Genomic DNA, 21,936 nt, shown 5'->3' with positions numbered 1-21,936 from the left:
GGCACCAAACCGGCACCGGCGTAGCCCTTGTTTCCGGTAGGACCGAACGATAAATTGAGGCGGCCGTTTGCGTTTCCCGTTCCATTGCGCCGGAAGGACCATCATCAGCGACGCCCGGAAAAACAGCTCCACCTTATCCGCTCTTTGGACAATCCAGGCCATTTTGGCACTTATCGGTTCCGCTTCTTCGCTGGCTGTTTCCCTGGTGCTCTTTGAAATGTCCGCCAGTGCTGCCGTCCTCGCCGTTTCCACGTTCCTTGGAGCCGCGGCCGCAGTGTATCTGGCCCCGCTGATCGGCGGGGTGACGGACCTCTTTTCCCGCCGCGCCGCCATCTGCGCCGTCAATACAGCCAACGCCGGTGCCATGGCGGCCATGGCCTGGGCGACCACCGTCACCTCCAACATGGCACTCATGCTGGTTTTTGTTTTTGTCACGGCTCTCTGTTCCACGGCCCTGGCCCTGACCCTGCAGGCGTCGGTCCGCGTGCTGCGGACGGAAAAGAACCTCACCAAGGTCAACGGACTGCTGGGGCTCATTGATTCGGCGCCGGTACTGGCCGGTCCGCTGCTGGGCGCAGTCCTGTATTCGCTGGAGATTCCCGTGGCGGTTTTCCTTGCGGATGCAGTATTGAGCCTCGCCGGTGCGGGCCTGGTGCTGCTGCTCGCCTGGCCCGCGGAGGAAGCCCGGGAACACAAGGTGCAGCATTTCGGCGGCAATGTCAGGGCGGGGTTCCGGTTCCTCAGTGAGCGCCGTGATTTGCTGCGCCTCCAACTCGCCTTTGCCGTGTATAACTTCGCCGGCGGGCTTTGCGTGCCGGTGGTCATTGTTTTTGTGCTCTCCTTACCGGGCACCGGGTCCCCGGAGTGGAATCTTTCGGCCAGCAACATGGCCGGCGCCCTGGGATTGGTGGCAGGTGCCGCCCTCATCGCCAGATTCGGAACCTCGATCTCCCGTGCCAACCTGGTCTGCGGCTCCACGTTCCTGGGCTCGCTGTTCGGACGGGCCCTGGTGGTGCTGGCCCCGACTCTCTGGCTGGTCATTCCGGGAATGTTCCTCCGCAACGCCATGGTCCAGGCCACCAACGCCGGGCTGTCGGCGCTGTGGCAGGAACGGACTCCGGTGCAGATCCAAGGCATCGTCTTCGGCTGCCGGCGCCTCCTGGGGCAGGGCCTCTTCCCGGCGGCGATCCTGCTGGGCGGGCTGCTCGTCGATGCCCTGGCAGCGGCCGGCATGGACCAGCTCAGTGCCGCACAATCCGTGCTGCTGATCGGCGGCGCCCTCGAAATCGCCTGTATTGCCTACATCCGCTTCTCACGCACCAGCCGTGTCTTTGAACCGCTCCCCGAGCCCGCAGAAGAAGCTGCGGTGAAAGCTACGTAAGCCGTGTTTTCCGGGAGAAAACTTTCTGCAGCAGGATGAACAGCAGCAGGAGGGCGCCGATCACAATCCGTGTCCACCAAGAACTCAGGGTCCCCTGGTAGGAGATGAACGTCTGGACAATGCCCAGGACCAGCACCCCGGCAAGCGAGCCGATAACATACCCGTAACCGCCGGTCAGGAGGGTCCCCCCGACCACCACCGCGGCAATTGCGTCCAGTTCCATCCCCTGGGCGGCGAGGCTGTAACCGGACAGGCTGTAGAAGGAAAAGAGGATGCCGGCCGTGGCGGAACAGAACCCGCTGACCGTGTACACCAGCACCTTGGTCCGCGGCACCGCCAGGCCCATCAGCTTGGCTGAGGATTCTCCCCCGCCAATCGCGTAGACCGTCCTGCCGAAGCGCGTCTGGTGAAGCACGTAGAACGCAGCGGCAACAAACAGCAGGGCAATGATGACGCCGGGTGAGACGAACATGTCGCCGGGAAGCCGGATCCGCGCCTGCGCCATGGAGGTAAAGAACGGATCGGTGACCGTGATCGCGTCGAGGCTGATGACGTAGCAAAGCCCGCGGGCCAGGAACAGTCCCGCCAGGGTGACGATAAACGGCTGGATTTCGAACACCTGGATCACCAGGCCCATCGCCAATCCGAAGAGGGCCCCGGTCACCAGTACGAGGCCGATCACGGCGAAGGGGTTCCACCCGGCCTCCAGCAGCGCGGCCGCAATCATCATCGACAGCGCGACGACGGACCCCACCGACAGGTCGATCCCGCCGGTCAGGATGACAAAGGTCATCCCGACCGCCAGCACGATGAGGAAGGTGTTATCGATCAGGAGGTTCAGGAACACCTGGCCGGAAAGAAAGCCCGGATACATCACGGATCCCGCTGCGAACATCGCCAGGAACAGTACGACGGTTGCCGCGGTGGGCGCGTATTTGGCCTTGCCCTGCAGCCGGCTGATCCGTTGCCGGGTGGCAGGAGCGGAGGGACTGGTGAGGACTGACATCAGAGCGCCGCCTTGGTTTCGGGACGTGCGGGCACCGGGCGCCTGCGTTGCCGCAGCAGCGTCCGCGCTTTCGGGGATTGAAGCAGGCACACCAGGAGAACCACGAGCGCCTTGAAGACCAGCGTCACCTCGGGCGGAATACCCAGCGTGTAGACGGTGGTGGTGAGGGTCTGGATGATGAGGGCGCCGATCAGGGTGCCGACCAGGCTGTACCGTCCACCGGCCAGCGAAGTGCCTCCGATGACGACGGCGAGGATCGCGTCCATCTCGATGAAGAGCCCGGCGTTGTTCGCGTCCGCCGCAGTGACGTTCGAGCTGATCATCAGACCGGCCACGGCTGCGCAGAAGCCGCTGAAGATGTACACGATCCACAGGATCCGGCGTGCGCTGAGTCCGGCGAGCCGGCTGGCCACGGGATTGATGCCGACGGATTCGATCAGCGTTCCCAGTGCCGTCCGCCGGGTGAGCAGCGCCGCACCGGCAAACGCGATGGCGGCAATCAGGATGGAAATGGGCAGGGTGAGGAAGAACCCGGCTCCGATCGCGTGGAAGGACTCGTTGGACACCGAGATGATCTGCCCGTCGGTCACGAGCTGGGCCAGGCCGCGGCCGGCCGTCATCAGCACCAGCGTGGCAATGATGGGCTGGATGCCGACCACGGAGACCAGCAGCCCGTTCCAGGCGCCCAGCACCAGCCCGGCCGCCACCGCGAGGGCGACGGCGGTTGCCGCCGTAGAGAAGGAGCCCGGGTTGTCCGAGGTGTAAATGTAGGTGCAGGACACGGCGCCTGCAATGGCCACCACCGCCCCCACCGAGAGATCGATTCCCCGGGACGCAATGACGAGTGTCATGCCAAGGGCGATCAGGAGGGTGGGTGCGCCGTTGCGCAGGATGTCGATGAGGCTGCCGTACAGGTGGCCGTCCTGAACGCGGACCACGAGGAAGTCGCTGCGGTAGCCCTGGTTGAGCAGCAGCAGCAGGACCAGGGCGAGGACCGGCCACATCAGCCGGTGCCGCAGCACCCCGGTCATTCGCTTGTCCCGGCAATAATCGTCATGACGTCCTCCATACTGACTCCCTGGTTCGGCAGGTCGGCAACCATCTCGCGGTCTTTGAGCACGGCAATCCGGTCGCTGAGGCGCAGCACTTCCTCAAGTTCCGCGGAAATGAAGACAATGGACATGCCCTGGTCAGCCAGCTGACTGATGTGCATCTGGATCTGGGTCTTGGCTCCGATATCGATGCCCCGGGTGGGCTCGTCGAGAATGAGCAGCGCCGGGTTGGTGATCAGCCAGCGGGCCAGGAGCACCTTTTGCTGGTTGCCGCCGCTCAGGTCCCGGATCAGCGCGTCCTTGTTCGCAGGCCGGATGTCCAGCGCCTGGATGAACTTTTCCGCCAGCTGGTCCTGCTGCTGGCGGGGTATTCTCTTCAGCCATCCTTGCTGCGCCTGCATGGCAAGGACCATGTTGTCCTTGACGGACAGATCCCCCACCAGTCCTTCTTCCTTGCGGTTCTCCGAGGAAAAACCGATGCCTTGTTCAATGGCCGCGCGGGGGCCGCGAAGCGACCGCTCCGCCCCGCGGATCCGGAGCGTCCCCAGGTCTGCCCGGTCCGCACCGAAAAGCAGCCGTGCCGTTTCCGTGCGCCCGGACCCGAGCAGGCCGGCGAGGCCGAGGATCTGTCCCGGCCCGATCGAGACCGTGATCTTCTCCACCGACCCCTTCCGGCCCAGGTTTTCCGCCTGCAGCACGGGCACGCTGTCCACCTCAGCGGCCGGCGTCCGGGAGTCTTCGCGGTCGAGTTCCTCCAGGACTTCCAGGTCCTTGCCGATCATCTTCTTAATCAGTTCCATGCGGGGCAGCTCAGCCGTCCGGTACTCCCCCAGCAGCCTGCCGTTCCGGAGCACCGTCATCCGGTCGGAGAGCTCGTAGACCTGCTCCAGGAAGTGCGAAACGAACAGCACGGCCACACCGCTGTCCCGCAGTGACCGGACCACGCCGAAGAGCTGCTGCACCTCGTCCGCGTCCAGGCTGGAGGTGGGTTCGTCGAGCACCAGGACCTTTGACTCGACCTGGACGGCACGGGCAATCGCCACCAGCTGCTGGACGGCAATGGAGTGGGTGGACAGCACGGACCCGGGATCGATATGTCCGAGTTGCAGCTGTGCCAGCACGTCACGGGCTGTCCTCCGGACCTCCTTCCACGAGATGCGTCCGAATCTCCGGGGTTCACGCCCCAGCAGGATGTTCTCTTCGACGCTCAGGTTCGGACACAGGTTCACCTCCTGGTAAACGGTGCTGATTCCTGCTTCCTGTGCTGCGGACGGCGTGGCGAACTCCCGGGGCACGCCGGCAACGGCAATGGAACCGCCGTCCGTCCGGTACACCCCCGTGAGGGCCTTGATCAGGGTCGATTTCCCGGCCCCGTTTTCACCCATGAGGGCGTGGACTTCGCCGGGAAAGAGGCGGAAGTCCACGCCGTCGAGAGCCTTGACCCCGGGGAATGCCACGGTGATCCCGCGCATTTCCACCACGGGAGAGGTCTCTTCCATGGGTCAGTACTTGCGGCTCGGCAGGGCTGCCTTCGCCTGCTCGGAGGTGAAGGCCGTCTCTTCAACCACTACGCGGTCAGGCACGTCTTCGCCGTTGACCACCTTCTCGGCGAGGTCCATCAGCTGTTCGCCCAGCAGCGGATTGCACTCGACAATAAAGTTGATCTTCCCATCGGCCAGGGCGGTCATGCCGTCCTTGACCGCATCCACCGTAATGATCTTGATGTCTTCGCCCGGGACCATGCCGGCAGCCTCGATTGCCTCGATGGCACCCAGCCCCATGTCGTCGTTATGGGCGTAGACCACGTCAATGTCCGGCGAGTTCTTCAGGAAGGCTTCCATGACCTGCTTGCCGCCGCTGCGGGTAAAGTCCCCGGTCTGCGACTCCACGATCTTCAGGTCCGGATCGGCGGCGATGGCCGTTTCGAAGCCCTCCTTCCGATCGAGGGCAGGTGCGGCACCGGTGGTTCCCTGCAGTTCCACGATATTCACGGGACCTTCGGTGGCCGCACTTTCCTGCACGAGCCATTCACCGGCTGTCTGGCCTTCTTTCACGAAGTCCGACCCCAGGAAGGTGGTGTAGAGGGACGTGTCTGCGGAATCGATGGCCCGGTCGGTCAGGATCACGGGGATGTCGGCGTCCTTGGCCTCCTTCAGGACGGTGTCCCAACCGGATTCGACCACCGGGGAGAAGGCGATAACGTCCACCTGCTGCTGGATGTAGGAGCGGATGGCCTTGATCTGGTTTTCCTGCTTTTGCTGGGCGTCGGTGAATTTCAGGTCAACGCCGGCGGCCTCCGCCGCTTCCTGCACGTCCTTGGTATTCGCCGTCCGCCAGCCGCTCTCCGCACCCACCTGGGCAAAGCCCATGGTGATGCCGTCCTCCCCGCCGCCCCCGGCATCGGAGCCGCCTCCCCCGCCGCAGGCGGAGAGCGCGAGTGCTGATACAGCCAGACCTGTCATAAGGGATTTCCGAAACACTGCTGCCTCCTGGAACTCAACCGCAGCCAGGAAAACGCACCCTCATCGCTGCGCGGGCACCATGCCCTGCCAGCATTGTGACCGTTCACATACGGGCGGTCAAGGGAAATTTCCGCGGGTACCGTGGAGCGCTGCACGGCGGGAATCCTTGGAAGGCGGAAGGCGGCACGAAAAAACCGCCGCGGGCCGCCGCACTGCAGCGGCCCACGGCGGTTTCCCTGCGGCAGGTCAGGCGGAGACCGTTTCCTTTTCCTGTACGGCAGCGGCATCGCCGTCCACCGGGTATGCCTCGGTGCGCGCCGGCTTGAAGTGGTCGATGACCGCTACCACGGCAAGGGAAACCGCACCCCAGATGCCCAGCGTCAGCAGGTGGGCTCCGACCGTGTCCGAACCGAAGTACAGGATCGAACGGATGGATTCCACCGCAGCGGGCATCGGCAGGACGTCGTGCAGGAAGCGGAAGATTTCCGGTTCCATGTAGATGGACATTGCGGCGCCTGATGCCGGCACGCCGAGGAACATCAGGATGCCGATGGCCGGAAGGATGGCCAGCATCCCGATGAGCCGTTCGAACACCGCCGTGAACATGGCGACACAGAAGATCGCCACGGCGCCGGCGCCCCAGAGCGGCAGGAAGTGCCCGTCGATGGCGCCTACGAAGACGTCGGCGATCACCCAGAGGAAGGCGGACATTCCGACGGCCCAGGCGGCCACGATCGGAATGAGCTTACGCAGCGGCCGGCTGGCGGGAGCCGCCGTCGAACCTACCACGATGATCATGAAGCCGGCCATGATCCAGCCCATGGCGATATACATGGTGGCCATGCCCATGGAATCGAAGTCCCGGAGCGGGGCCACGTCCTCGCGTGTCAGTTCCATCTGCTGCCCGGCGGCGACCTGCCCGAAGACGGACTCGACCACCTGCTGCTGGCTCATTCCGCCGGCCTGGTTGGTAAGCAGCGTGGCGCCGGGATTCTCGGCGGAGGGCAGGACGTAGGCGGCCACGACCGTCCGGTCCTGCACCTGGCCGCGGGCTTCGTCGGCGGAATCCAGTGCCGTGAGGTCGAAGAGTCCGGACATGTTTTCGTCGAGTCCGGCAACGGCCTGTTCGGCCTGTTCCGTGGTGGCGCCGACGACAGCGACGGGCATGTCCCGCGGGGTCGGCTGGTACATGGCCCCGAGCATCATCGAGAGCATCATGGACACCATCGCCAGCGGGAAGAAGGCCAGGGTGGTGTAGCGCCAGCGGCGGCGCTTGGGGCGGGGTCCGCCGTGCAGTGAGGCGACGTTGATGGCCGGCGGGGCGGCGTTCGGGTTGCGGCGCCGCTTGCGTGCATCGACGGCCAGGGTCAGCAGCAGGCCCGCCGCGGCACCGATCACAAGCACCATCAGGTGCCGGGCCGCACCGTCTCCGCCGAAGAACAGGACGGAACGGAGGGCTTCACCGGTGGCCGCTGCAGGCAGGAAGCCGTGCAGGGACTCGTAGATGCCCGGCAGGGTGTACACGGACATGCTCATGTTGGAGGCGGGGACGCCCAGCACCATCAGGAACAGCATGCCCACAATGACGGCCATGGGGCCGAAGATGCGGGTCAGGAACAGCTGGACGCTGCCGATAGAGAAGACCGCGAGCCAGCTGATGCCCAGCACGGCTGCCGCATGCCCTTCGACCACCCCAAGGATGGGGCTGACAACGGTCCAGACGAGGGCGGCAATGAGCGCCGACCATCCCGCCAGGAGCGGTACGAAGCGGCGGAAACGCAGCAGCTCCGGAGAGTTGGACAGGACCAGGCTCAGGGGCATGTAGCCGGCGAGGATCAGGGCCGTGGTCATGAACATGGCACCCAGACCGGCCATGTCGTTTTCCGGCAGCGGTGCCAGGTCCTCGGTCTCCAGGACACGTCCCGTTTCGAGGATCTGCGGAGCCAGCAGGGCGTTGACCGTGCTGGACTGGGACGCCCCGGCTCCGCCTGCCGTGTAGATGGTGGCGGCACCGTCGCCCAGGGACACGGCGCCGGATACTTCGCGGTCAAGAACGAGCTGGCGCGCTTCGTCGGACGAGGCGACCACGCGGACATCCACGGCGTCCGGGTCCGCTGCCTCGAGGGCACCGGCGAAGCGGTCGGCCTCCTGCGCCGTGCCGCTGACGGCAATGGGCATGTTGTTCGGCGCCGGCGCGTGCATTGCCGCCAGGTAACCGCCGACAAGCATGGACACCATGATGAGCGGCATCAGGAACATGGCGACGTAGCGCCCGATCTTCTCCGCCTTTGCACGCTTGAGCGCTTTGGCTTCGGCCTGGTCGTCCGCCTCCGGGTCCGGAACGCCTCCTGCGGGATCCGTGTCCGGCGGAGAACCTGGGGAGGTCGGGGAAATGCTGGTCAAAGACGTGCTCCTGTAGCTGAAGTTATCGGTGGATGGGTGCGAGATGCGCGTCGGCGCAGTGCCGATGCGGGCCCTGAAGGACCGACTCGTCAAAATTACGCCATGTGGCGTAAAATCGGTAATCCACCAGATCTCCAGCCAACGCGAGGAAGCACCGCATGGGACAACACGGCGTGAAGGCACGCGAAACCCTGCTCGACGCGGCGGAAGAGCTGTTTGCCGGCTACGGCATTGACGCCGTGTCCAACCGTCGCATCGCGGAACATGCGGGCACAGCCAACCATTCCGCCGTCGCCTACCACTTCGGCGGCCGGGATGAACTGCTGGAGGCGCTGATAAACCGCCATCATGAGGACACCCGCCGGCGCCGTGCCGAGCGGGTTGCCGACCTGCGGGACGGCGCCGGGCTCAGGGACCTGCTGGGCTGCATGATCCTTCCCTGGGTCGACCATCTCGCTTCCCTGCCGGTGCCAAGCTGGCGGGCACGCTTCGTCCACCAGATCCGCGCCGTTCCGTCGATGCATGAGCTGCTCAGCGGGTCCATCCGGGCCGCCGCCGATATGGAAGAGCTGGTGCGGCGGACCCATGCCGCGGTGGGCGAGCTGGATCCGTCGGTCCTGTACGGGCGGTCCTCGATCCTCGGGAGCATGGTCCTCGGGGTCTGCGCTGAATACGAGGCCCGCCTCCAGGACGGAGTCGAGGAACCCAACTGGACCGGGGTGGGCTACTTCCTCATCGACGCAGCCGCTGGCATGCTGGCCGCGCCGGTGACCCACGCCGGCGACTTTATTGCCCAGCCGTCCTCGGTGTACCTCCTGTAGCCAGGGCCCCGGACGCGGTTCGGCCCGCAGGGCGGACGCGCGCACCTGCGGGCCGGGCCGGTCCGGCTGTACCGGTTTCCTAGTACATGGCGATAAAGCGTCCGACGACGCCGCCGGTGCGCAGCTTGTCGATCGCCTCCGGGATTTCCTCCTGCCGAATGTGGTTCATCGGCGGGTTCAGCTTGCCCGAACGCATCAGCTCATACAGTGCCTCCAGGTCTTCCTTGGTACCTGACTTGGAGCCCTTGATCGTGAGCTGGTTGATGATGATCGGATAGGTGTTGACCGTCGCTTCCAGGCGGCCCATTCCCACCTGGACCAAGGTGCCGAACTCGGCCAGGGTCTCGATGGCGGCGGAGGTGGTAGTGCCGAACCCTGCGTAGTCCACAATCAGGTCAAGGCCCTTGTCCTTGAATTCCGTGATGGACTCCGCCACGCCGGCCAGGCCGATCTCATCGGCAAGAGCGCGGGTTTCGGCGTTGATTTCCGCCCCGTAGACCTCGGCGCCGGACAAAGCGGCCACACGGGCACCGATGTACCCGAGCCCGCCGAGGCCGATCACGCCCACTTTCATGCCCTGCTTCGCTCCCCCGACCGTCATGATCGCGTGGTAGGCGGTCAGGCCGGCGTCGGTGGCCATCGCAGCGAGGTCGAAGGGCACCTCGTCCGGAAGCTTTACGAGGTTGTCATCGGTGGCCAGCAGCTTGGGCCCGAACCCGCCGTCCCACTTACCGTAGCCAAGGGCGTCGCCGTCGCTCATGACGGGCGCGAGGCCAACCCGGTCTCCGACCTTCCAGTGCTCCATGCCCTCGCCCACTTCAGTGATCACGCCTGCGTTCTCGTGGCCCATGGTGCGCGGGAGCTGGAAGAAGAGCGGCATCCATCCCGGGTCATCAAGCGCGGTGACGTCGGAGTGGCAGATCCCTGCCGCCTTGACGTCCACCACCACCTGTCCGGGCCCGGCGTGCGGTTCGGGGACTTCGTTGAGTTCGAGCGGCTTATTGGTTCCGTTGAACTGCCATGCCCGCATGGGAGAACCTCCTTTGGTGGTGCTTATTCCTGCCTATCCAGCATATCGGCCCCGGCTGGCAGAGAAGGCTTCCAGGTCCCGCCGTTCAGGCGTTCGATGCCGTCGTCTGTCCGAGACCGCGGCGGCCGAAAGCCCGGTCATAGACGGCGGAAAAGACCATCGCCACTGCCACGGCTATGAGGATCAGAATCAGCATGCCGATGATTCCGCTCTGCAGCCCGGCGTCGGCATCGGCGTCGAAATACAGGACCGCGCGGTTCGCCATGGTCATCTGGTAGAGCGGTTCCCCCCGGGCAATGAAAGTGAAGAACCCGGGCAGCGCCTCCAGGGGAACCACGCCGCTGGCGGCAGGCAGGCCCATGAAGACCACGTAGATCAGTGAGAGCACCATGCCGATGCTGCCGAGCAGGGTGATCAGCGCAGTGGTCACCGCAGAGACCGTGACAATGGACAGCCATGTCGTCAGGAAGAACCAGCCGCCGTGCGGGATGGGCATGCCGACGGCGGAGGCGACCCACATCATCAGCCCTGCGGTCGGCAGGGCGCTAAGGACAACGATGCCCCACTTAAGCAGGTACGTTTTCCAGCGTGCCGGCTGCACCCTGGGCCCCAGCGAAAACCGCGGTCCCATCTCGACCGGCGCCACCCCGAGCCGGGAATCGACCAGGAAGTGGATGGCCACGGAACCGCTGACACCCACCACCATCAGCAGCACGGAGTAGAAGAACGCCCCCATGCCCAGGGCGGAACCTTCCGGCGGGGTTTCATAGGCGGTGGTGGTGACCGAGATGGGAGCCTGCAGCAGGTCTGCGGAGGTCCCGTCCACCGTCGGTGCCACCTGCTGCTGCACCTGCGCCGGCAGCCCGAGTTCCGTGAGCTCGCGCTGCTGCTCGGCCTGCGCCGCGGCCTGCGCTTCCTGTGCCGCCTGCGTGAGCTGCTCCCCCAGACTGGTATTGGCCCGGGCCAGTGCCGGGTCGATGGCGGAGGTCGCCAGGCTGCTGGCCAGGGGTCCGGCCAGCGGGTTCGTGTAAACGGTGACGGACGGCCGCGTCACGTCCGAATCGGTCAACGCGCCCCTCACCAGTCCCAGGGCGTCCGCAGAGAAGGATTCCGGGATAACGACGGCGGCATGGATCTGCCCCTTGCGCAGCTGGTCCTGGGCGTCGTCCCAGGACAGGACGCGCAGGTCGATCTCATCGTTTCGGTCGAAGCCCTGCTGCATCTGCTCCGTGATGTTCTGCCCAAGGTTCTCCGGGCTGCCGCCGCCGGCCGGCGTCGCGCCCCTGTCCTCGTTGACCACGGCCAGCGGAAAGTGCTTCAGGTGGTCCCCCGGGCTGCCGAGTCCGCCGATATAGAGGGCCGTGCCGGCCCCGCCCAGCAACAGAAGCACCAGCAGCGGAAGAAGCCAGAACCGGGGGGACCAGTACCGGTGCCTGCCCTGTTTGTGCCCCTGGGAGGCGGAATCGGAATCCAGCGTATGTGCGGGCATGGAAATGCCTCCCAGCTGAGCCTGAGTCGGGATCCGTCCTACCGTTCGAGGGTAGCCGTCGGGCGGGCCCGCGGATATAGCAAAGCGCCCGGCTGCGTCAGGATGGCCGATACCCGTGCCGACGCTGTCGCGGCTTCCCGCCCTTTGGTACTCCTGTGGCGGAAGGGTCACTCCCTGCTCATCAGTCAGGGAGCGTGGGACTCTGTGTGCTACAAACTGCAGACGGGTGCGCTTAGCCCCGTCGCTGTACAGATGACGGGGCTAAGAGCACCGGATAAGCCCGTCATCTGTACACCGGGCACTCCGCAGCACCGGATAAGCACGTTATCTGTACACCGGGCACCAGGCCGCGCGGCTAAGACCCGCAGGCTAGCTCCCAGCCTCCGCCAGCACGCGGCGCAGCGCATCCAGCACCTGGGTCTGCCCCTTGACGAGCTTCGTCCGTGCCACGGACTCCGGAAACCAGCCGGCCCGGTCGATCTCCGGATACTCCCGCATCCTGCCCGAACCCCTCGGCCATTCCAGCAGGAAGGTGTTGCTGGCAATCCGTTCCGGCGCAAACTCCGCCTCGGCCGTAAATACCGTGATGGTTTTCTGCGACGACTGCCGGAAGCTGCCCAGCAGCACATACTCCGCCGAGGGGGCCGGAGTTCCCATCTCCTCGGCAAACTCCCGCAGTGCAGCTGCCAGGGGTTCTTCCGGCGGCAGGTACTCCCCCTTGGGAATTGACCAGGCGTGCTGCTCCTTGCGCGCCCAGAACGGTCCGCCCATGTGCCCGATCCAGACCTCCACCCCCTCCGGAGCCTGCCGGTACAGCAGGATCCCTGCACTACTGATCACGGCTGCATCCCGTCCACGGTGGCGGTTTCCGCGAAACCGAAGGCGACTATGGGAGGCAGGCCCGCACGGAGCCGGTCAAAAACGTACCTTTCATGCGGTACGACGGCGTCAGGCAGGTCATCGAGGGAGAACCATTCCAGCCCGGCCGCCTTTTCCGGTTCCATGATCCGCGGTTCTCCCAGCCATGCACTGCACAGGAAAAAGAAGTCCACGCGCTCGTCCACGGCCTGGCCGCCGCCGTTGCTCCGGTGCATGGCGGTCAGGGGTACGACGGCGTCGGGTGCCACCTCGATCCCCAGTTCCTCCCGCGCTTCCCGCACGGCCGCCTGCAGCGCAGACTCCCCTGCTTCCACATGCCCGGCCGCCGCGGTGGCCCAGTAGCCGTCCAGGTAGCCTGTTCCCTGCCGCAGCTGCAGCAGCACCCGGCCGCCGCGCTGAAACAGGAGGTAACTTGCAGGCACAACGCGGAACCGGTCGGTCATGGCAGTTGACTCCTCAGTAGGACGGGCGAAGCTTCAGCGTAACCGGAGCGTCGGCCGGCCGCCGCTGCACGACTGCCGGTTCCGTGCAAGGATCGGCCCTATGACCCAGCGCCTGATGCTTCTTGACACCGCCTCGCTGTACTTCCGGGCCTTCTACGGCGTCCCGGACACCATCCGCCGGTCCGACGGGACGCCGGTGAACGCGGTGCGCGGCCTGCTGGAGATGATCGCCCGGCTCACCGCCGACTACGAAGCCACGCACCTCATCGCCTGCTGGGATGATGACTGGCGGCCGCAGTGGCGGGTGGACCTCCTCCCGACCTACAAGGCCCACCGGGTGGCGGAGGAAGTAAGCGGAAACCCCGACGTCGAAACCGTTCCCGATCCTCTGGAAGCCCAGATTCCGATGATCCGACGGACGCTGGAACTGGCGGGCATCGCCGTCGTCGGCGCCGCGCACCACGAGGCCGACGACGTGATCGGCACCTACGCCTCCACGGCGTCCATGCCCGTGGACGTGGTGACCGGGGACCGGGATCTGTTCCAGCTGATCAACGACGACGCCGGCGTCCGGGTGATCTACACCGCCCGCGGCATGAAAAACCTGGACGTCATGACGGAAGCTTCGGTGGTGGCGAAGTATCGGGTGCTGCCGGAACAGTACGCCGACTACGCGACCCTGCGCGGCGACGCCTCCGACGGCCTGCCCGGCGTGTCCGGGATCGGCGAGAAGACGGCGTCGTCGCTGCTGGCCGAGTACGGCACCCTGGACTCCCTGCTGGCCGCCGCCGCGGATCCGGACAGCGGGTTGGCGGGACCTGTGCGGTCTCGGCTGGCCGGGGCCGCGGATTACCTGGCCGTCGCGCCGAAGGTGGTGAAGGTTGTGCGCGATCTGGACGTACCCTCGCCGGCCAAGGCCGGGGCCGAACTGCACGCGGTCACCGGAACGGACCGCACCGAACTGAAGCGCCTCGCGAAGGACTGGAACCTGGGCGGTTCCGTGAAGCGGCTCTTGGATGCCTTCGACCGGTACGTGTAGTCAGCAAGCGGTGGGCGGCCCCTCCGGCCGGGACGATTTGGCAATCAGCCAGTCCCCGCCGTGCATCTCCAGGGTGTATTCCAACTGCCAGTCAGAGCAGGTTTGTCCGCCCTCGGGACCATCGTCTTCATTCTGGGTAGTGCGAAGGTCCACGTCGGCCACCAGCTCCGCGCCGGCGGCCCTGACGTCCGTAATGGTGACCTCCTGCCACAGCGTGGTTTTGAGTCCCTCGCTCCATTGCGTCACCGTGCCCATCTCCGCTTGGAGTTCCGGGGTCAGCAGTCCATAGGCGGTGGCATAGTCCGAGGTATTAATGCCCAGTCCATGCCGGCTCAGCACATCCCCGGCCTCGTCAGCCAGCGGATGGGTGGACTCGATGTAGACATCCACGTCCGTAAAGCTGCCGGAAGGGGACCCGGCGTTCAGGCACACCGGCCAGGACACGGGCTCCGGCTGCACCTGCCACCGTTCCGCCGCCATTGCCGCGCGTTCCCCGGATACGGCCCAGCTCGTGCCTTCCGCACTGTAGTCGAACGTGTCGTTCACCCAGGCACGTTTGGCTACCACCACCCCGGCCACTTTCCCGTCCATGGTCAGCAACGGGCCGCCGCTGTTACCGGGGTTGATGGCAGTGTCGGTTTGGGTGATATTGGCGATGCTGTAATCCCCCACGGTGACCGTGCGGTCCACGACGCTGACCTTGCCGGAGGTGAACGTCAACGGCGCGTCGAGCGGATAGCCCAGCGCGGCAACTTCCTCGCCGACCGCCGGCTGCGTCTCGCTGAATTCGAACAGGTGGCCGTCCAGGCGGTTGTCGATCTGCAGCAGGGCCAGGTCCTGGGCCGGGTTGCTGCCGATGATGGATGCCGTGGTCGTTTCCTCCCTTATCGACACTTCGAGGGAGGTGGCACCGGCAACCACGTGCGCCGCTGTCATGACGATGTCGTCATCAAGGAGGAAACCGGTGCCCGAGTAGGCGCCGTCGCAGGTCTCGCTCCGGATGAAAACCACGCCGGACTTCACCTGTTCGTACGTTTCCGCCCAGGAAGCGGGGTCCGGTGCTGCCGTCGGAGGTGAAGAGACGGTGCCGGAAGGGCCCGAGTCCCCGGGCACACGCGGCGCCTCCTGCGGCTCGGGAGGAGGATCCGGCTCCTCCTCTCCGCCCGGTGACAGGAAACCGCACGCGGAGAGCACGAGGAGAACCGTGCTCAGGGATGCCGCTCGGACAACGGATGCAGTGCCCATGGAACCCTCCCACCATCCAACGGTTGCCAGGCGCCTGGGCGGTCCTGCAGCAACTGCCATCAAGCTAGTTCCCGGAAAACAGGTTTCGGAAGACCGGGTACCTCTATACGTGCGTTTATGCAAGGAATATCCGCAAAAAGAAAAACACCCCGGTCCGAAGACCGGGGTGTTGCCGCGACTCAAAGAAGTCCCGGCCCATCGCAGCGGTGCCCGAAGTGGGACTCGAACCCACACACCTTTCGATACTGCATTTTGAGTGCAGCGCGTCTGCCAATTCCGCCATTCGGGCGTGCCCTGCGTCACGAAGTACGAGTACTTACCGTGTTGGGCGCAAAACAACTGTACATGCGGATACGCTGAATGTGTGAACTGTCGGTTTGCCGGCAGGAGAGACCGTATCTGAGGAGCATCTGTGTCTGAGTCCCCCGAGTCCGCGCCCGTCGAGTCATCCAACGCCGCGCCCTCCAACGCTTCCAACGGCCCGGCCCGCCGTGTACTCGTCGCCGAGGACGAGACCTTGATCCGCCTGGACATTGTCGAGATCCTCACCGGTGAGGGCTACGACGTCGTCGGCGAGGCGGACAACGGAGAAAAGGCCGTCCAGCTCGCTAAGGAACTGCAGCCGGACCTGGTGCTGATGGATGTGAAGATGCCCCTCATGGACGGCATCACCGCGGCCGAGCAGATCGTCAAGGCCCGCATCGCCCCCGTGGTGTTGCTGACCGCCTTCAGCCAGAAGGAACTGGTGGAGCGTGCCCGCGAAGCCGGCGCCATGGCGTACGTGGTCAAGCCCTTTACCCCGGCGGACCTGATTCCGGCCCTCGAGATCGCCCTGTCCCGCCATGAGGAGATCAAGGCGCTGGAGGAAGAAGTTACCGACCTGAAGGAGCAGTTCGCCACGCGGAAGCTGGTGGAGCGCGCCAAGTCGCTGCTGACCACCAAGATGGGGCTGACCGAGCCGGAAGCTTTCCGCTGGATCCAGAAAACCTCCATGGACCGCCGCCTGAGCATGCGCGAAGTTGCCGAGACAATCATCAACCAGGTCAACTAAACACCCCGGTTAACGTCCAACAGGAAAGGTCCCGTCCAATCGGACGGGACCTTTCCTGTCGGTATCGGGAAAACCGGAACCTAGATGGCCTTGGCCTGGCCCTTCTTGCTTTCCTTGACCGGCCACGGGCCGACCTTTTCCTTGACCCGCTCCTGACCTTCGGCACGCTGGCCTGCGTCGGTAATATCGCCCACGCGGTGCACCTTGATGCTGTTGGTGGAGCCGGCCTGTCCGGGAGGCGAACCGGCCGCAATGACGACCAGGTCGTTGTCTTCGACCAGGCCCTCTTCGAGCAGGGTGCGGTCCACCTGGGCAGTCATCTGGTCGGTGTGCTCGGCGAACTCGACGAGCATGGGTGCGACGCCCCAGAACAGGGTCATGTAGCGGTAGGTCTCCTCCACGGGGGTGAAGGCGAACACCGGCTTGGAGGGGCGCAGGCGGGACAGGCGGCGGGCGGAGTCGCCGGACTGGGTGAAGGTACAGATGTACTTCGCATCCAGCTGATCCGAGATCTCGACGGCTGCGCGGGTGATGGCGCCGCCGCGGGTCCGCGGCTTGGAGCCCAGCGGCGGAACACGGTTCAGGCCGTGCTGTTCGGTGGACTCGATGATGCGGGCCATGGTTTCGACGGTTTCGATGGCGTAGCTTCCCACCGAGGTCTCGCCGGAGAGCATCACTGCATCCGCGCCGTCGAGCACTGCGTTGGCGCAGTCCGAGGCTTCGGCGCGGGTCGGGCGGGGGTTGTCGATCATGGACTCGAGCACCTGGGTGGCCACGATCACGGGCTTGGCCCAGCGGCGTGCCAGCTCAATGGCGTTCTTCTGCACGATCGGGACCTCTTCGAGCGGCAGTTCGACGCCGAGGTCACCGCGGGCAACCATGATGGAGTCGAAGGCGTCGATGATTTCTTCGAGGTTCTCCACGGCCTGCGGCTTCTCGATCTTGGCGATGACCGGCACGCGGCGGCCTTCCTCGTCCATGATCTCGTGTACGCGGGAAATGTCTCCGGCGTTGCGCACGAAGGACAGGGCAACCATGTCGACGCCGCGGTTCAGGGCCCAGCGCAGGTCGTCCTCATCCTTGTCGCTCAGGGCCGGAACGTTGACGGCGACGCCCGGCAGGTTGATGCCCTTGTTGTTGGACACCTTGCCGGGGACTACCACCTGGGTGACCACGTTGTTGCCGGTCACGTCCACGGCACGCAGCTTGACCTTGCCGTCGTCGATCAGCAGGAAGTCGCCCACCTTCACGTCGCCGGGCAGGCCCTTGTAGGTGGTGGAGCAGATTTCCTTGGTGCCGGGAATATCGTCGGTGGTGATGGTGAAAGTATCGCCCACGTTCAGGAAGTGGGGTTCCTCGGTGAACCGGCCGAGCCGGATCTTGGGGCCCTGGAGGTCCGCGAAGATGCCCACGGGCATTCCCAGCTCTGCGGAGGCCTTGCGCACGTTCTCATACGTGGCGTTGTGTACGGAGTGGTCGCCGTGGCTCATATTCATACGGGCGACGTTCACGCCCGCGCGAAGAACCGCTACGGTATTTTCATAGCTGGCGATCGCTGGTCCAAATGTGGCAACAATCTTTGCGCGTCTCATACTTCTAGCCTAGTCTCCCTTGGCATTTTGCGCATGGAAACAGGCCGTCGGTCCCTGCAGAACCGCCCCGGGAGACTCAGCCAAGCACTTCTTTACCGCCGCCGGTAGGGGGATGGCCTGCACAGATTCCCAGAAAGCAGGGAAACCCCGGGTTTTGCGGCTGCTCGGCTTCGCCCGGGTGACGCAGGGATGGGAATCTGTGCACGGCATCTCCGGCCGCGGCACGGGCCCTACGCGGACGGGACCGCCTCGGCGAGCACGCAGTGGGTTTTCCCGTACACGGTGAACATGCACTTGTTGCAGTGGATGCATAGGCCGGGCTTGGCGGAATCCTCAGCCAGCCGGTTGATCAGGTCCGGCTCGCGCAGCAAGGCCCGGCCCATCGCGGCAAACTCGAACCCCTCCGCCATGGCGGTGTTCAGATGCTCCATATTGTTCACCCCGCCGAGCAGGATGAGCTTTGCGTTCTTCACCACGGGACGGAACTGGCGGGCGGCCTCCAGCATATAGAGATCGTAGTAGGGGTACTCCCCCAGGATTTTCTTGCCCAGCACCTTCACACCGGTCTTGAACGGCTCCTTCATGACGGCTGCCATGCCATCCACCGGCACGTCTCCGCGGAAGAGGAACATCTGCCGCTTCACGGACGAGCCCATGGTCAGCTCAATGGCATCCAGGACCGCGTCAGAGTCCAGCAGCTGGGCCGATTGCAGGGATTCATCCAGCCAGATGCTTCCCTTTATGCCGTCGTCCATGCTCATTTTTGCAATGACGGCTATGCGGTCGCCGACCGCTTGCTTCACTGCCTGCGCAATCTCCCGTGCGAAGCGGGTGCGGTTCCCGATGCTGCCCCCGTATTCATCCTTACGCTTGTTGATCCACGGACTCATGAAGGAGCTGGGAAGGTAGAGATGGCCGAAATGGAGTTCGACTGCGTCGAACCCCGACTCGGCCGCGATGAGTGCCGCGTCCCGGAACTGCCCGACGACGTCGCGCATCTGCCCGCGGGTGATCTCCCGGCAGACCTGGAACGACGTCGGGTTCATGAAGGTACTGGGTGACAGGGCGGAAACGCCGGTAACCGCTCGGCTGGCGACGACGCCGGCGTGGCCCAGCTGCGCGGAAATAGCGGCACCTTCGGCATGGACGGCCTCGGTCAGCCGCAGCAGTCCCGGCACGGCTTCAGCGGACATGATGATCTGCCCCGGGGCGCTGCGCCCTTCCTGCGCCACCGAGCAGTAGGCCACGGTGGTCATGCCCACGCCCCCGCGGGCAAACCCGACGTGGAAGTCGATGAGGTCCTGGGTGACCAGCCCGTCGGGCGACCTGCCCTCGGAAGTTGCGGCTTTGATAATGCGGTTCCGCAGGCGGACCGGACCCAGGGCCTGGGGGGACAACGGTGACGGTACGGGCGGACGGGTGCCAAGGGTGACGTCGACGGACATTGCAGGAACTCCTTCTAGGCGGGGGCGGCCGGCGTCGTTGCCGGCAACCGTGGTGCATCAGCCGGGCGGCCTCCCCCTAGTGCCCTGGAAGGTGAAGCCCAGTACCAGGAACTGTAAACCAGGGTCGGCGCGGTTTAGTTCGCCCCGCGCCGGTAGAGGGCAGCGGCGACGGCGTAGGCGGCGCCGAGTATGCCTACCAGCCAAAGAAGCGCCGTGACGAAATCCCTGCCGACGGGTTCCTGGGCAAGCAATGCCCGCAGGGTATTCACCACGGAGGTCACGGGCTGGTTCTCGGCAAACCAGGCCACCGGTCCGGGCATGGTGCTGGTGGGTACAAACGCCGAGCTGATGAACGGCAGGAAGATCAGCGGGTAGCTGAACGCACTTGCCCCTTCCACGGTTTTCGCACCCAGTCCGGCAATCACGGCAAGCCAGGTCAGGGCAAGCGTGAACAGGGTGAGGATGCCGGCGACGGCGAGCCAGGCAAGAGGCGACGCACTGCTGCGGAACCCGGCGATCAGGGCCACACCGATGACCAGCGCGAGCGAGACCAGGTTCGCGGACACGGAGGTGAGGACGTGTGCCCACAGCACACCGGACCGTGCAATCGGCATCGACTGGAACCGTTCGAAGATCCCGCCCTGTCGATCCATGAAGAGCCGGTAGGCGGTGTAGGCAACACCGGAGGCGACGGTGATCAGCAGGATGCCGGGCAGGGTGTAGTTGATATACGGCTCCCCTGATCCGGTGCTGACCGCGCCGCCCAACACGTAGACGAACAACAGCATCAGCGCGACCGGGGTGACCGCCGTCGTCATAATCGTGTCCGGGCTGCGGAGGACGTGGCGCAGGGAGCGGCCGGTGAGGGCGGCCGTGTCATGGAACGTTTGGGTGGTCATCGGTTTTCCTCTTTCTGCGGTGCCGGAGGACGGCTGTCCCGTGGTGCGGCGCCCTCGCCGGTATCACCGATGAGCGCCAGGAACACCTCCTCGAGGGAAGGCGGTTTGGTGACATACCTGACCGGCGGCAGGAGCTGCTGCAGTTCGGCGAGGGTCCCGTTGCGGATGATGACGCCCCGGTGCAGGATCCCGATCCGGTCCGCCAGCTGCTCCGCTTCCTCGAGGTACTGGGTGGTCAGCAGCACCGTTGTTCCCGACTCGGCGAACTCCCGGACTGTCTGCCACACCTCGTTGCGCGCCTGCGGATCCAGGCCCGCCGTGGGCTCGTCGAGGAAGATGATCTTCGGCTCCCCGACAAGGCTCATGGCGATGTCGAGCCGGCGGCGCATCCCGCCCGAGTAGGTTCCAGCCCTGCGGCTCCCCGATTCTGCAAGGGAAAACCGGGCCAGCATGTCATCCGCCACCGCACCCGGATCCGCCTGGTGCCGGAGTTTTGCTGTGAGGACCAGGTTCTCGCGGCCGGTCAGCACTTCATCGATCGCAGCGAACTGGCCGGTAAGGCTGATCGACCGGCGTACCTCCGCCGGGGCGGCGGCAACGTCCACCCCGTCCACCGCGGCCGTGCCGGCGTCGGCCCTCAGCAGCGTGGACAGGATCCGCACCAGTGTTGTCTTGCCCGCGCCGTTGGAGCCCAGCAGCGCGAAGATACTGCCGGCGCCCACTTCAAAGTCGACGCCGCGGAGCACCTGCAGCTCCCCAAACGATTTCTCGATGCCCTGGACCCGGATGGCGGGTTCCACGGACGGATTGGTACGCATGGGTTTCTCCGTTTCCGGTAGCTAGGTCTCTTTGACGGACCGGTCGATGGTTTCGATGAGGCGCCTGCGTTCCCTGTTGATCCACTGGCCGTCGGAGTAGTTGGCGATGAAGGCCTCGGCGAACTCCACCGGATCCTCTCCGACAACGCTGCGGATGGGGGTGCCGTTGACGGCGGCACCTTCAAGGAGGTCCGCGAGGTCTTCGAGCATCTGGACGTACACGTCGCCCTTGGCGATGGGGCCGGAGTACATGAAGTAGCGTTCGAGGCCGTCCATCGCTGTCCGGTAGCCGGTGGGCAGCTGTTCCTTCCGTCGCTTGAACCGGCGCCAGCGCTTTTTGTCCTCCAGCGGTCCCGTGACCAGTTCTATCCATTTGGCGGTCATGGCTTCTCTCCTTCATGCGTGTTGTGGACGTGCTGTTGGAGGTGTTCAATCCGGGATGCGAGGAAGCTCCAGGTGCCCCAGAACTCGTCGAGGTACTCCGTGCCCGCGGCGTTCAAGGTGTAGACCTTCCGAGGCGGGCCCTTTTCGGAGGGAACCTTCTCGACGTCGACGAGTCCGCGCTTCTCGATGCGGAGCAGCAGTGCGTACACGGTCCCCTCGGCAATGTCGGTGAATCCCTGCTCGCGCAGCCGAGCCGTGATGTCGTACCCGTAGGCCGGAGCCACGGCGAGGATGCCCAGGATGATTCCTTCGAGGGTGCCCTTGAGCATTTCCGTCATCTGTTTGCCCATGGCCTGCCCCTCTCTACTCAGCGTTACTGACTACCGCTAGACAGTAACACTAAGTACCGAGGAGGGAAAGGGGTTTTGGGCACAGCAGAGCCCGGCGGCCAACGGGCCGCCGGGCTCTGCATCGAGGATGCCGCTACCGGGTTCCGG

20 protein-coding genes and 1 tRNA gene are annotated in these 21,936 nt (G+C 65.2%); 4 read left to right on the top strand and 17 right to left on the bottom strand.

Annotation, left to right across the window (positions count from 1 at the left end; all coding sequences use genetic code 11):
• Positions 1 to 67: 67 nt before the first annotated feature.
• Complete coding sequence (locus tag AC5RT8_RS01680; RefSeq protein WP_494093965.1) at positions 68 to 1,381, top strand: MFS transporter; 1,314 nt, start codon at positions 68 to 70, stop codon at positions 1,379 to 1,381.
• Here AC5RT8_RS01680 and yjfF read toward each other — a convergent pair.
• From yjfF to AC5RT8_RS01655, 5 genes are all read right to left on the bottom strand, one after another.
• Positions 1,374 to 2,387: a galactofuranose ABC transporter, permease protein YjfF gene (gene yjfF / locus AC5RT8_RS01675; protein WP_494093964.1), complete on the bottom strand. Its 1,014-nt coding sequence runs from the start codon at positions 2,385 to 2,387 to the stop codon at positions 1,374 to 1,376. The genes AC5RT8_RS01680 and yjfF overlap by 8 nt on opposite strands.
• Positions 2,387 to 3,418: an ABC transporter permease gene (locus tag AC5RT8_RS01670; RefSeq protein ID WP_494093963.1), complete on the bottom strand. Its 1,032-nt coding sequence runs from the start codon at positions 3,416 to 3,418 to the stop codon at positions 2,387 to 2,389. The genes yjfF and AC5RT8_RS01670 overlap by 1 nt, the downstream gene beginning before the upstream one ends.
• Positions 3,415 to 4,938, bottom strand: coding sequence for a sugar ABC transporter ATP-binding protein (locus AC5RT8_RS01665; RefSeq protein WP_494093962.1), 1,524 nt, complete (start codon positions 4,936 to 4,938; stop codon positions 3,415 to 3,417). Before AC5RT8_RS01665 ends, AC5RT8_RS01670 begins: the two co-directional genes overlap by 4 nt.
• A gap of 3 nt (positions 4,939 to 4,941) precedes the next feature.
• A complete protein-coding gene (locus AC5RT8_RS01660) occupies positions 4,942 to 5,901 on the bottom strand; it encodes an ABC transporter substrate-binding protein (protein ID WP_494093961.1) in 960 nt (319 codons plus the stop codon).
• Positions 5,902 to 6,147: 246 nt separating this feature from the next.
• Positions 6,148 to 8,304 (bottom strand): ABC transporter permease, encoded by a 2,157-nt coding sequence (locus AC5RT8_RS01655; RefSeq protein WP_494093960.1) that lies wholly within the window; start codon positions 8,302 to 8,304, stop codon positions 6,148 to 6,150.
• Positions 8,305 to 8,462: 158 nt separating this feature from the next.
• On the opposite strand from AC5RT8_RS01655, the gene AC5RT8_RS01650 reads away from it, so the two are divergent.
• Positions 8,463 to 9,125: a TetR/AcrR family transcriptional regulator gene (locus tag AC5RT8_RS01650; RefSeq protein ID WP_494093959.1), complete on the top strand. Its 663-nt coding sequence runs from the start codon at positions 8,463 to 8,465 to the stop codon at positions 9,123 to 9,125.
• A 79-nt stretch (positions 9,126 to 9,204) separates the two neighbouring features.
• Here AC5RT8_RS01650 and AC5RT8_RS01645 read toward each other — a convergent pair whose 3' ends face one another.
• The 4 genes from AC5RT8_RS01645 to AC5RT8_RS01630 form a co-directional block, all read right to left on the bottom strand.
• Positions 9,205 to 10,155, bottom strand: a complete 951-nt coding sequence (locus tag AC5RT8_RS01645) for a zinc-binding dehydrogenase (protein ID WP_494093958.1) — start codon at positions 10,153 to 10,155, stop codon at positions 9,205 to 9,207.
• An 85-nt stretch (positions 10,156 to 10,240) separates the two neighbouring features.
• Positions 10,241 to 11,644 carry a YhgE/Pip domain-containing protein gene (locus tag AC5RT8_RS01640; protein ID WP_494093957.1) on the bottom strand — a complete coding sequence of 468 codons (1,404 nt, stop codon included), beginning with the start codon at positions 11,642 to 11,644 and terminating at the stop codon, positions 10,241 to 10,243.
• A gap of 369 nt (positions 11,645 to 12,013) precedes the next feature.
• Entirely contained in the window at positions 12,014 to 12,484 is a 471-nt protein-coding gene (locus tag AC5RT8_RS01635) for an NUDIX hydrolase (RefSeq protein ID WP_494093956.1), read from the bottom strand.
• On the bottom strand, positions 12,481 to 12,966 hold the full coding sequence (locus tag AC5RT8_RS01630; RefSeq protein WP_494093955.1) for an NUDIX hydrolase: 486 nt from the start codon (positions 12,964 to 12,966) through the stop codon (positions 12,481 to 12,483). The genes AC5RT8_RS01635 and AC5RT8_RS01630 overlap by 4 nt, the downstream gene beginning before the upstream one ends.
• Positions 12,967 to 13,066: 100 nt before the next feature.
• Here AC5RT8_RS01630 and AC5RT8_RS01625 point away from each other — a divergent pair, with 100 nt between their 5' ends.
• Positions 13,067 to 14,005: a 5'-3' exonuclease gene (locus AC5RT8_RS01625; protein WP_494093954.1), complete on the top strand. Its 939-nt coding sequence runs from the start codon at positions 13,067 to 13,069 to the stop codon at positions 14,003 to 14,005.
• Here AC5RT8_RS01625 and AC5RT8_RS01620 read toward each other — a convergent pair whose 3' ends face one another.
• Together AC5RT8_RS01620 and AC5RT8_RS01615 are read right to left on the bottom strand one after the other, a co-directional pair.
• Positions 14,006 to 15,250 carry a S1C family serine protease gene (locus AC5RT8_RS01620; protein ID WP_494093953.1) on the bottom strand — a complete coding sequence of 415 codons (1,245 nt, stop codon included), beginning with the start codon at positions 15,248 to 15,250 and terminating at the stop codon, positions 14,006 to 14,008.
• A 207-nt stretch (positions 15,251 to 15,457) separates the two neighbouring features.
• Positions 15,458 to 15,539: transfer RNA gene (locus tag AC5RT8_RS01615), tRNA-Leu, on the bottom strand.
• A 123-nt stretch (positions 15,540 to 15,662) separates the two neighbouring features.
• On the opposite strand from AC5RT8_RS01615, the gene AC5RT8_RS01610 reads away from it, so the two are divergent.
• Entirely contained in the window at positions 15,663 to 16,301 is a 639-nt protein-coding gene (locus AC5RT8_RS01610; protein ID WP_494093952.1) for an ANTAR domain-containing response regulator, read from the top strand.
• Between the two features lie 80 nt (positions 16,302 to 16,381).
• Here the strand turns inward: AC5RT8_RS01610 and pyk are convergent, their stop codons facing one another.
• The 6 genes from pyk to AC5RT8_RS01580 all read right to left on the bottom strand — a co-directional run bounded on the left by pyk (position 16,382) and on the right by AC5RT8_RS01580 (position 21,789).
• On the bottom strand, positions 16,382 to 17,893 hold the full coding sequence (pyk, locus tag AC5RT8_RS01605) for a pyruvate kinase (RefSeq protein ID WP_494093951.1): 1,512 nt from the start codon (positions 17,891 to 17,893) through the stop codon (positions 16,382 to 16,384).
• A gap of 230 nt (positions 17,894 to 18,123) precedes the next feature.
• Positions 18,124 to 19,338: an NADH:flavin oxidoreductase gene (locus tag AC5RT8_RS01600; protein WP_494093950.1), complete on the bottom strand. Its 1,215-nt coding sequence runs from the start codon at positions 19,336 to 19,338 to the stop codon at positions 18,124 to 18,126.
• A 134-nt stretch (positions 19,339 to 19,472) separates the two neighbouring features.
• Positions 19,473 to 20,237, bottom strand: a complete 765-nt coding sequence (locus tag AC5RT8_RS01595; protein WP_494093949.1) for an ABC transporter permease — start codon at positions 20,235 to 20,237, stop codon at positions 19,473 to 19,475.
• Complete coding sequence (locus tag AC5RT8_RS01590) at positions 20,234 to 21,055, bottom strand: ABC transporter ATP-binding protein (protein ID WP_494093948.1); 822 nt, start codon at positions 21,053 to 21,055, stop codon at positions 20,234 to 20,236. The genes AC5RT8_RS01595 and AC5RT8_RS01590 overlap by 4 nt, the downstream gene beginning before the upstream one ends.
• Positions 21,056 to 21,076: 21 nt before the next feature.
• Complete coding sequence (locus AC5RT8_RS01585) at positions 21,077 to 21,439, bottom strand: DUF1048 domain-containing protein (RefSeq protein WP_494093947.1); 363 nt, start codon at positions 21,437 to 21,439, stop codon at positions 21,077 to 21,079.
• Positions 21,436 to 21,789 carry a PadR family transcriptional regulator gene (locus tag AC5RT8_RS01580; protein ID WP_494093946.1) on the bottom strand — a complete coding sequence of 118 codons (354 nt, stop codon included), beginning with the start codon at positions 21,787 to 21,789 and terminating at the stop codon, positions 21,436 to 21,438. Before AC5RT8_RS01580 ends, AC5RT8_RS01585 begins: the two co-directional genes overlap by 4 nt.
• Positions 21,790 to 21,936 lie beyond the last annotated feature (147 nt).

Source organism: Arthrobacter sp. Ms25 (assembly GCF_059090365.1).
Note: the sequence above shows the minus strand (reverse complement) of the source record. Positions and strands in the feature narration are given on the sequence as shown.

Excerpts from the sequence above, each read along its gene's own strand:
- AC5RT8_RS01600 (WP_494093950.1), bottom strand. The coding sequence starts at position 19,338 with ATGTCCGTCGACGTCACCCTTGGCACCCGTCCGCCCGTACCGTCACCG.
- AC5RT8_RS01580 (WP_494093946.1), bottom strand. The coding sequence starts at position 21,789 with ATGGGCAAACAGATGACGGAAATGCTCAAGGGCACCCTCGAAGGAATC.
- pyk (WP_494093951.1), bottom strand. The coding sequence starts at position 17,893 with ATGAGACGCGCAAAGATTGTTGCCACATTTGGACCAGCGATCGCCAGC.
- AC5RT8_RS01650 (WP_494093959.1), top strand. The coding sequence starts at position 8,463 with ATGGGACAACACGGCGTGAAGGCACGCGAAACCCTGCTCGACGCGGCG.
- AC5RT8_RS01640 (WP_494093957.1), bottom strand. The coding sequence starts at position 11,644 with ATGCCCGCACATACGCTGGATTCCGATTCCGCCTCCCAGGGGCACAAA.
- AC5RT8_RS01645 (WP_494093958.1), bottom strand. The coding sequence starts at position 10,155 with ATGCGGGCATGGCAGTTCAACGGAACCAATAAGCCGCTCGAACTCAAC.
- yjfF (WP_494093964.1), bottom strand. The coding sequence starts at position 2,387 with ATGTCAGTCCTCACCAGTCCCTCCGCTCCTGCCACCCGGCAACGGATC.
- AC5RT8_RS01670 (WP_494093963.1), bottom strand. The coding sequence starts at position 3,418 with ATGACCGGGGTGCTGCGGCACCGGCTGATGTGGCCGGTCCTCGCCCTG.
- AC5RT8_RS01630 (WP_494093955.1), bottom strand. The coding sequence starts at position 12,966 with ATGACCGACCGGTTCCGCGTTGTGCCTGCAAGTTACCTCCTGTTTCAG.
- AC5RT8_RS01620 (WP_494093953.1), bottom strand. The coding sequence starts at position 15,250 with ATGGGCACTGCATCCGTTGTCCGAGCGGCATCCCTGAGCACGGTTCTC.
- AC5RT8_RS01660 (WP_494093961.1), bottom strand. The coding sequence starts at position 5,901 with ATGACAGGTCTGGCTGTATCAGCACTCGCGCTCTCCGCCTGCGGCGGG.
- AC5RT8_RS01585 (WP_494093947.1), bottom strand. The coding sequence starts at position 21,439 with ATGACCGCCAAATGGATAGAACTGGTCACGGGACCGCTGGAGGACAAA.
- AC5RT8_RS01625 (WP_494093954.1), top strand. The coding sequence starts at position 13,067 with ATGACCCAGCGCCTGATGCTTCTTGACACCGCCTCGCTGTACTTCCGG.
- AC5RT8_RS01590 (WP_494093948.1), bottom strand. The coding sequence starts at position 21,055 with ATGCGTACCAATCCGTCCGTGGAACCCGCCATCCGGGTCCAGGGCATC.
- AC5RT8_RS01595 (WP_494093949.1), bottom strand. The coding sequence starts at position 20,237 with ATGACCACCCAAACGTTCCATGACACGGCCGCCCTCACCGGCCGCTCC.
- AC5RT8_RS01665 (WP_494093962.1), bottom strand. The coding sequence starts at position 4,938 with ATGGAAGAGACCTCTCCCGTGGTGGAAATGCGCGGGATCACCGTGGCA.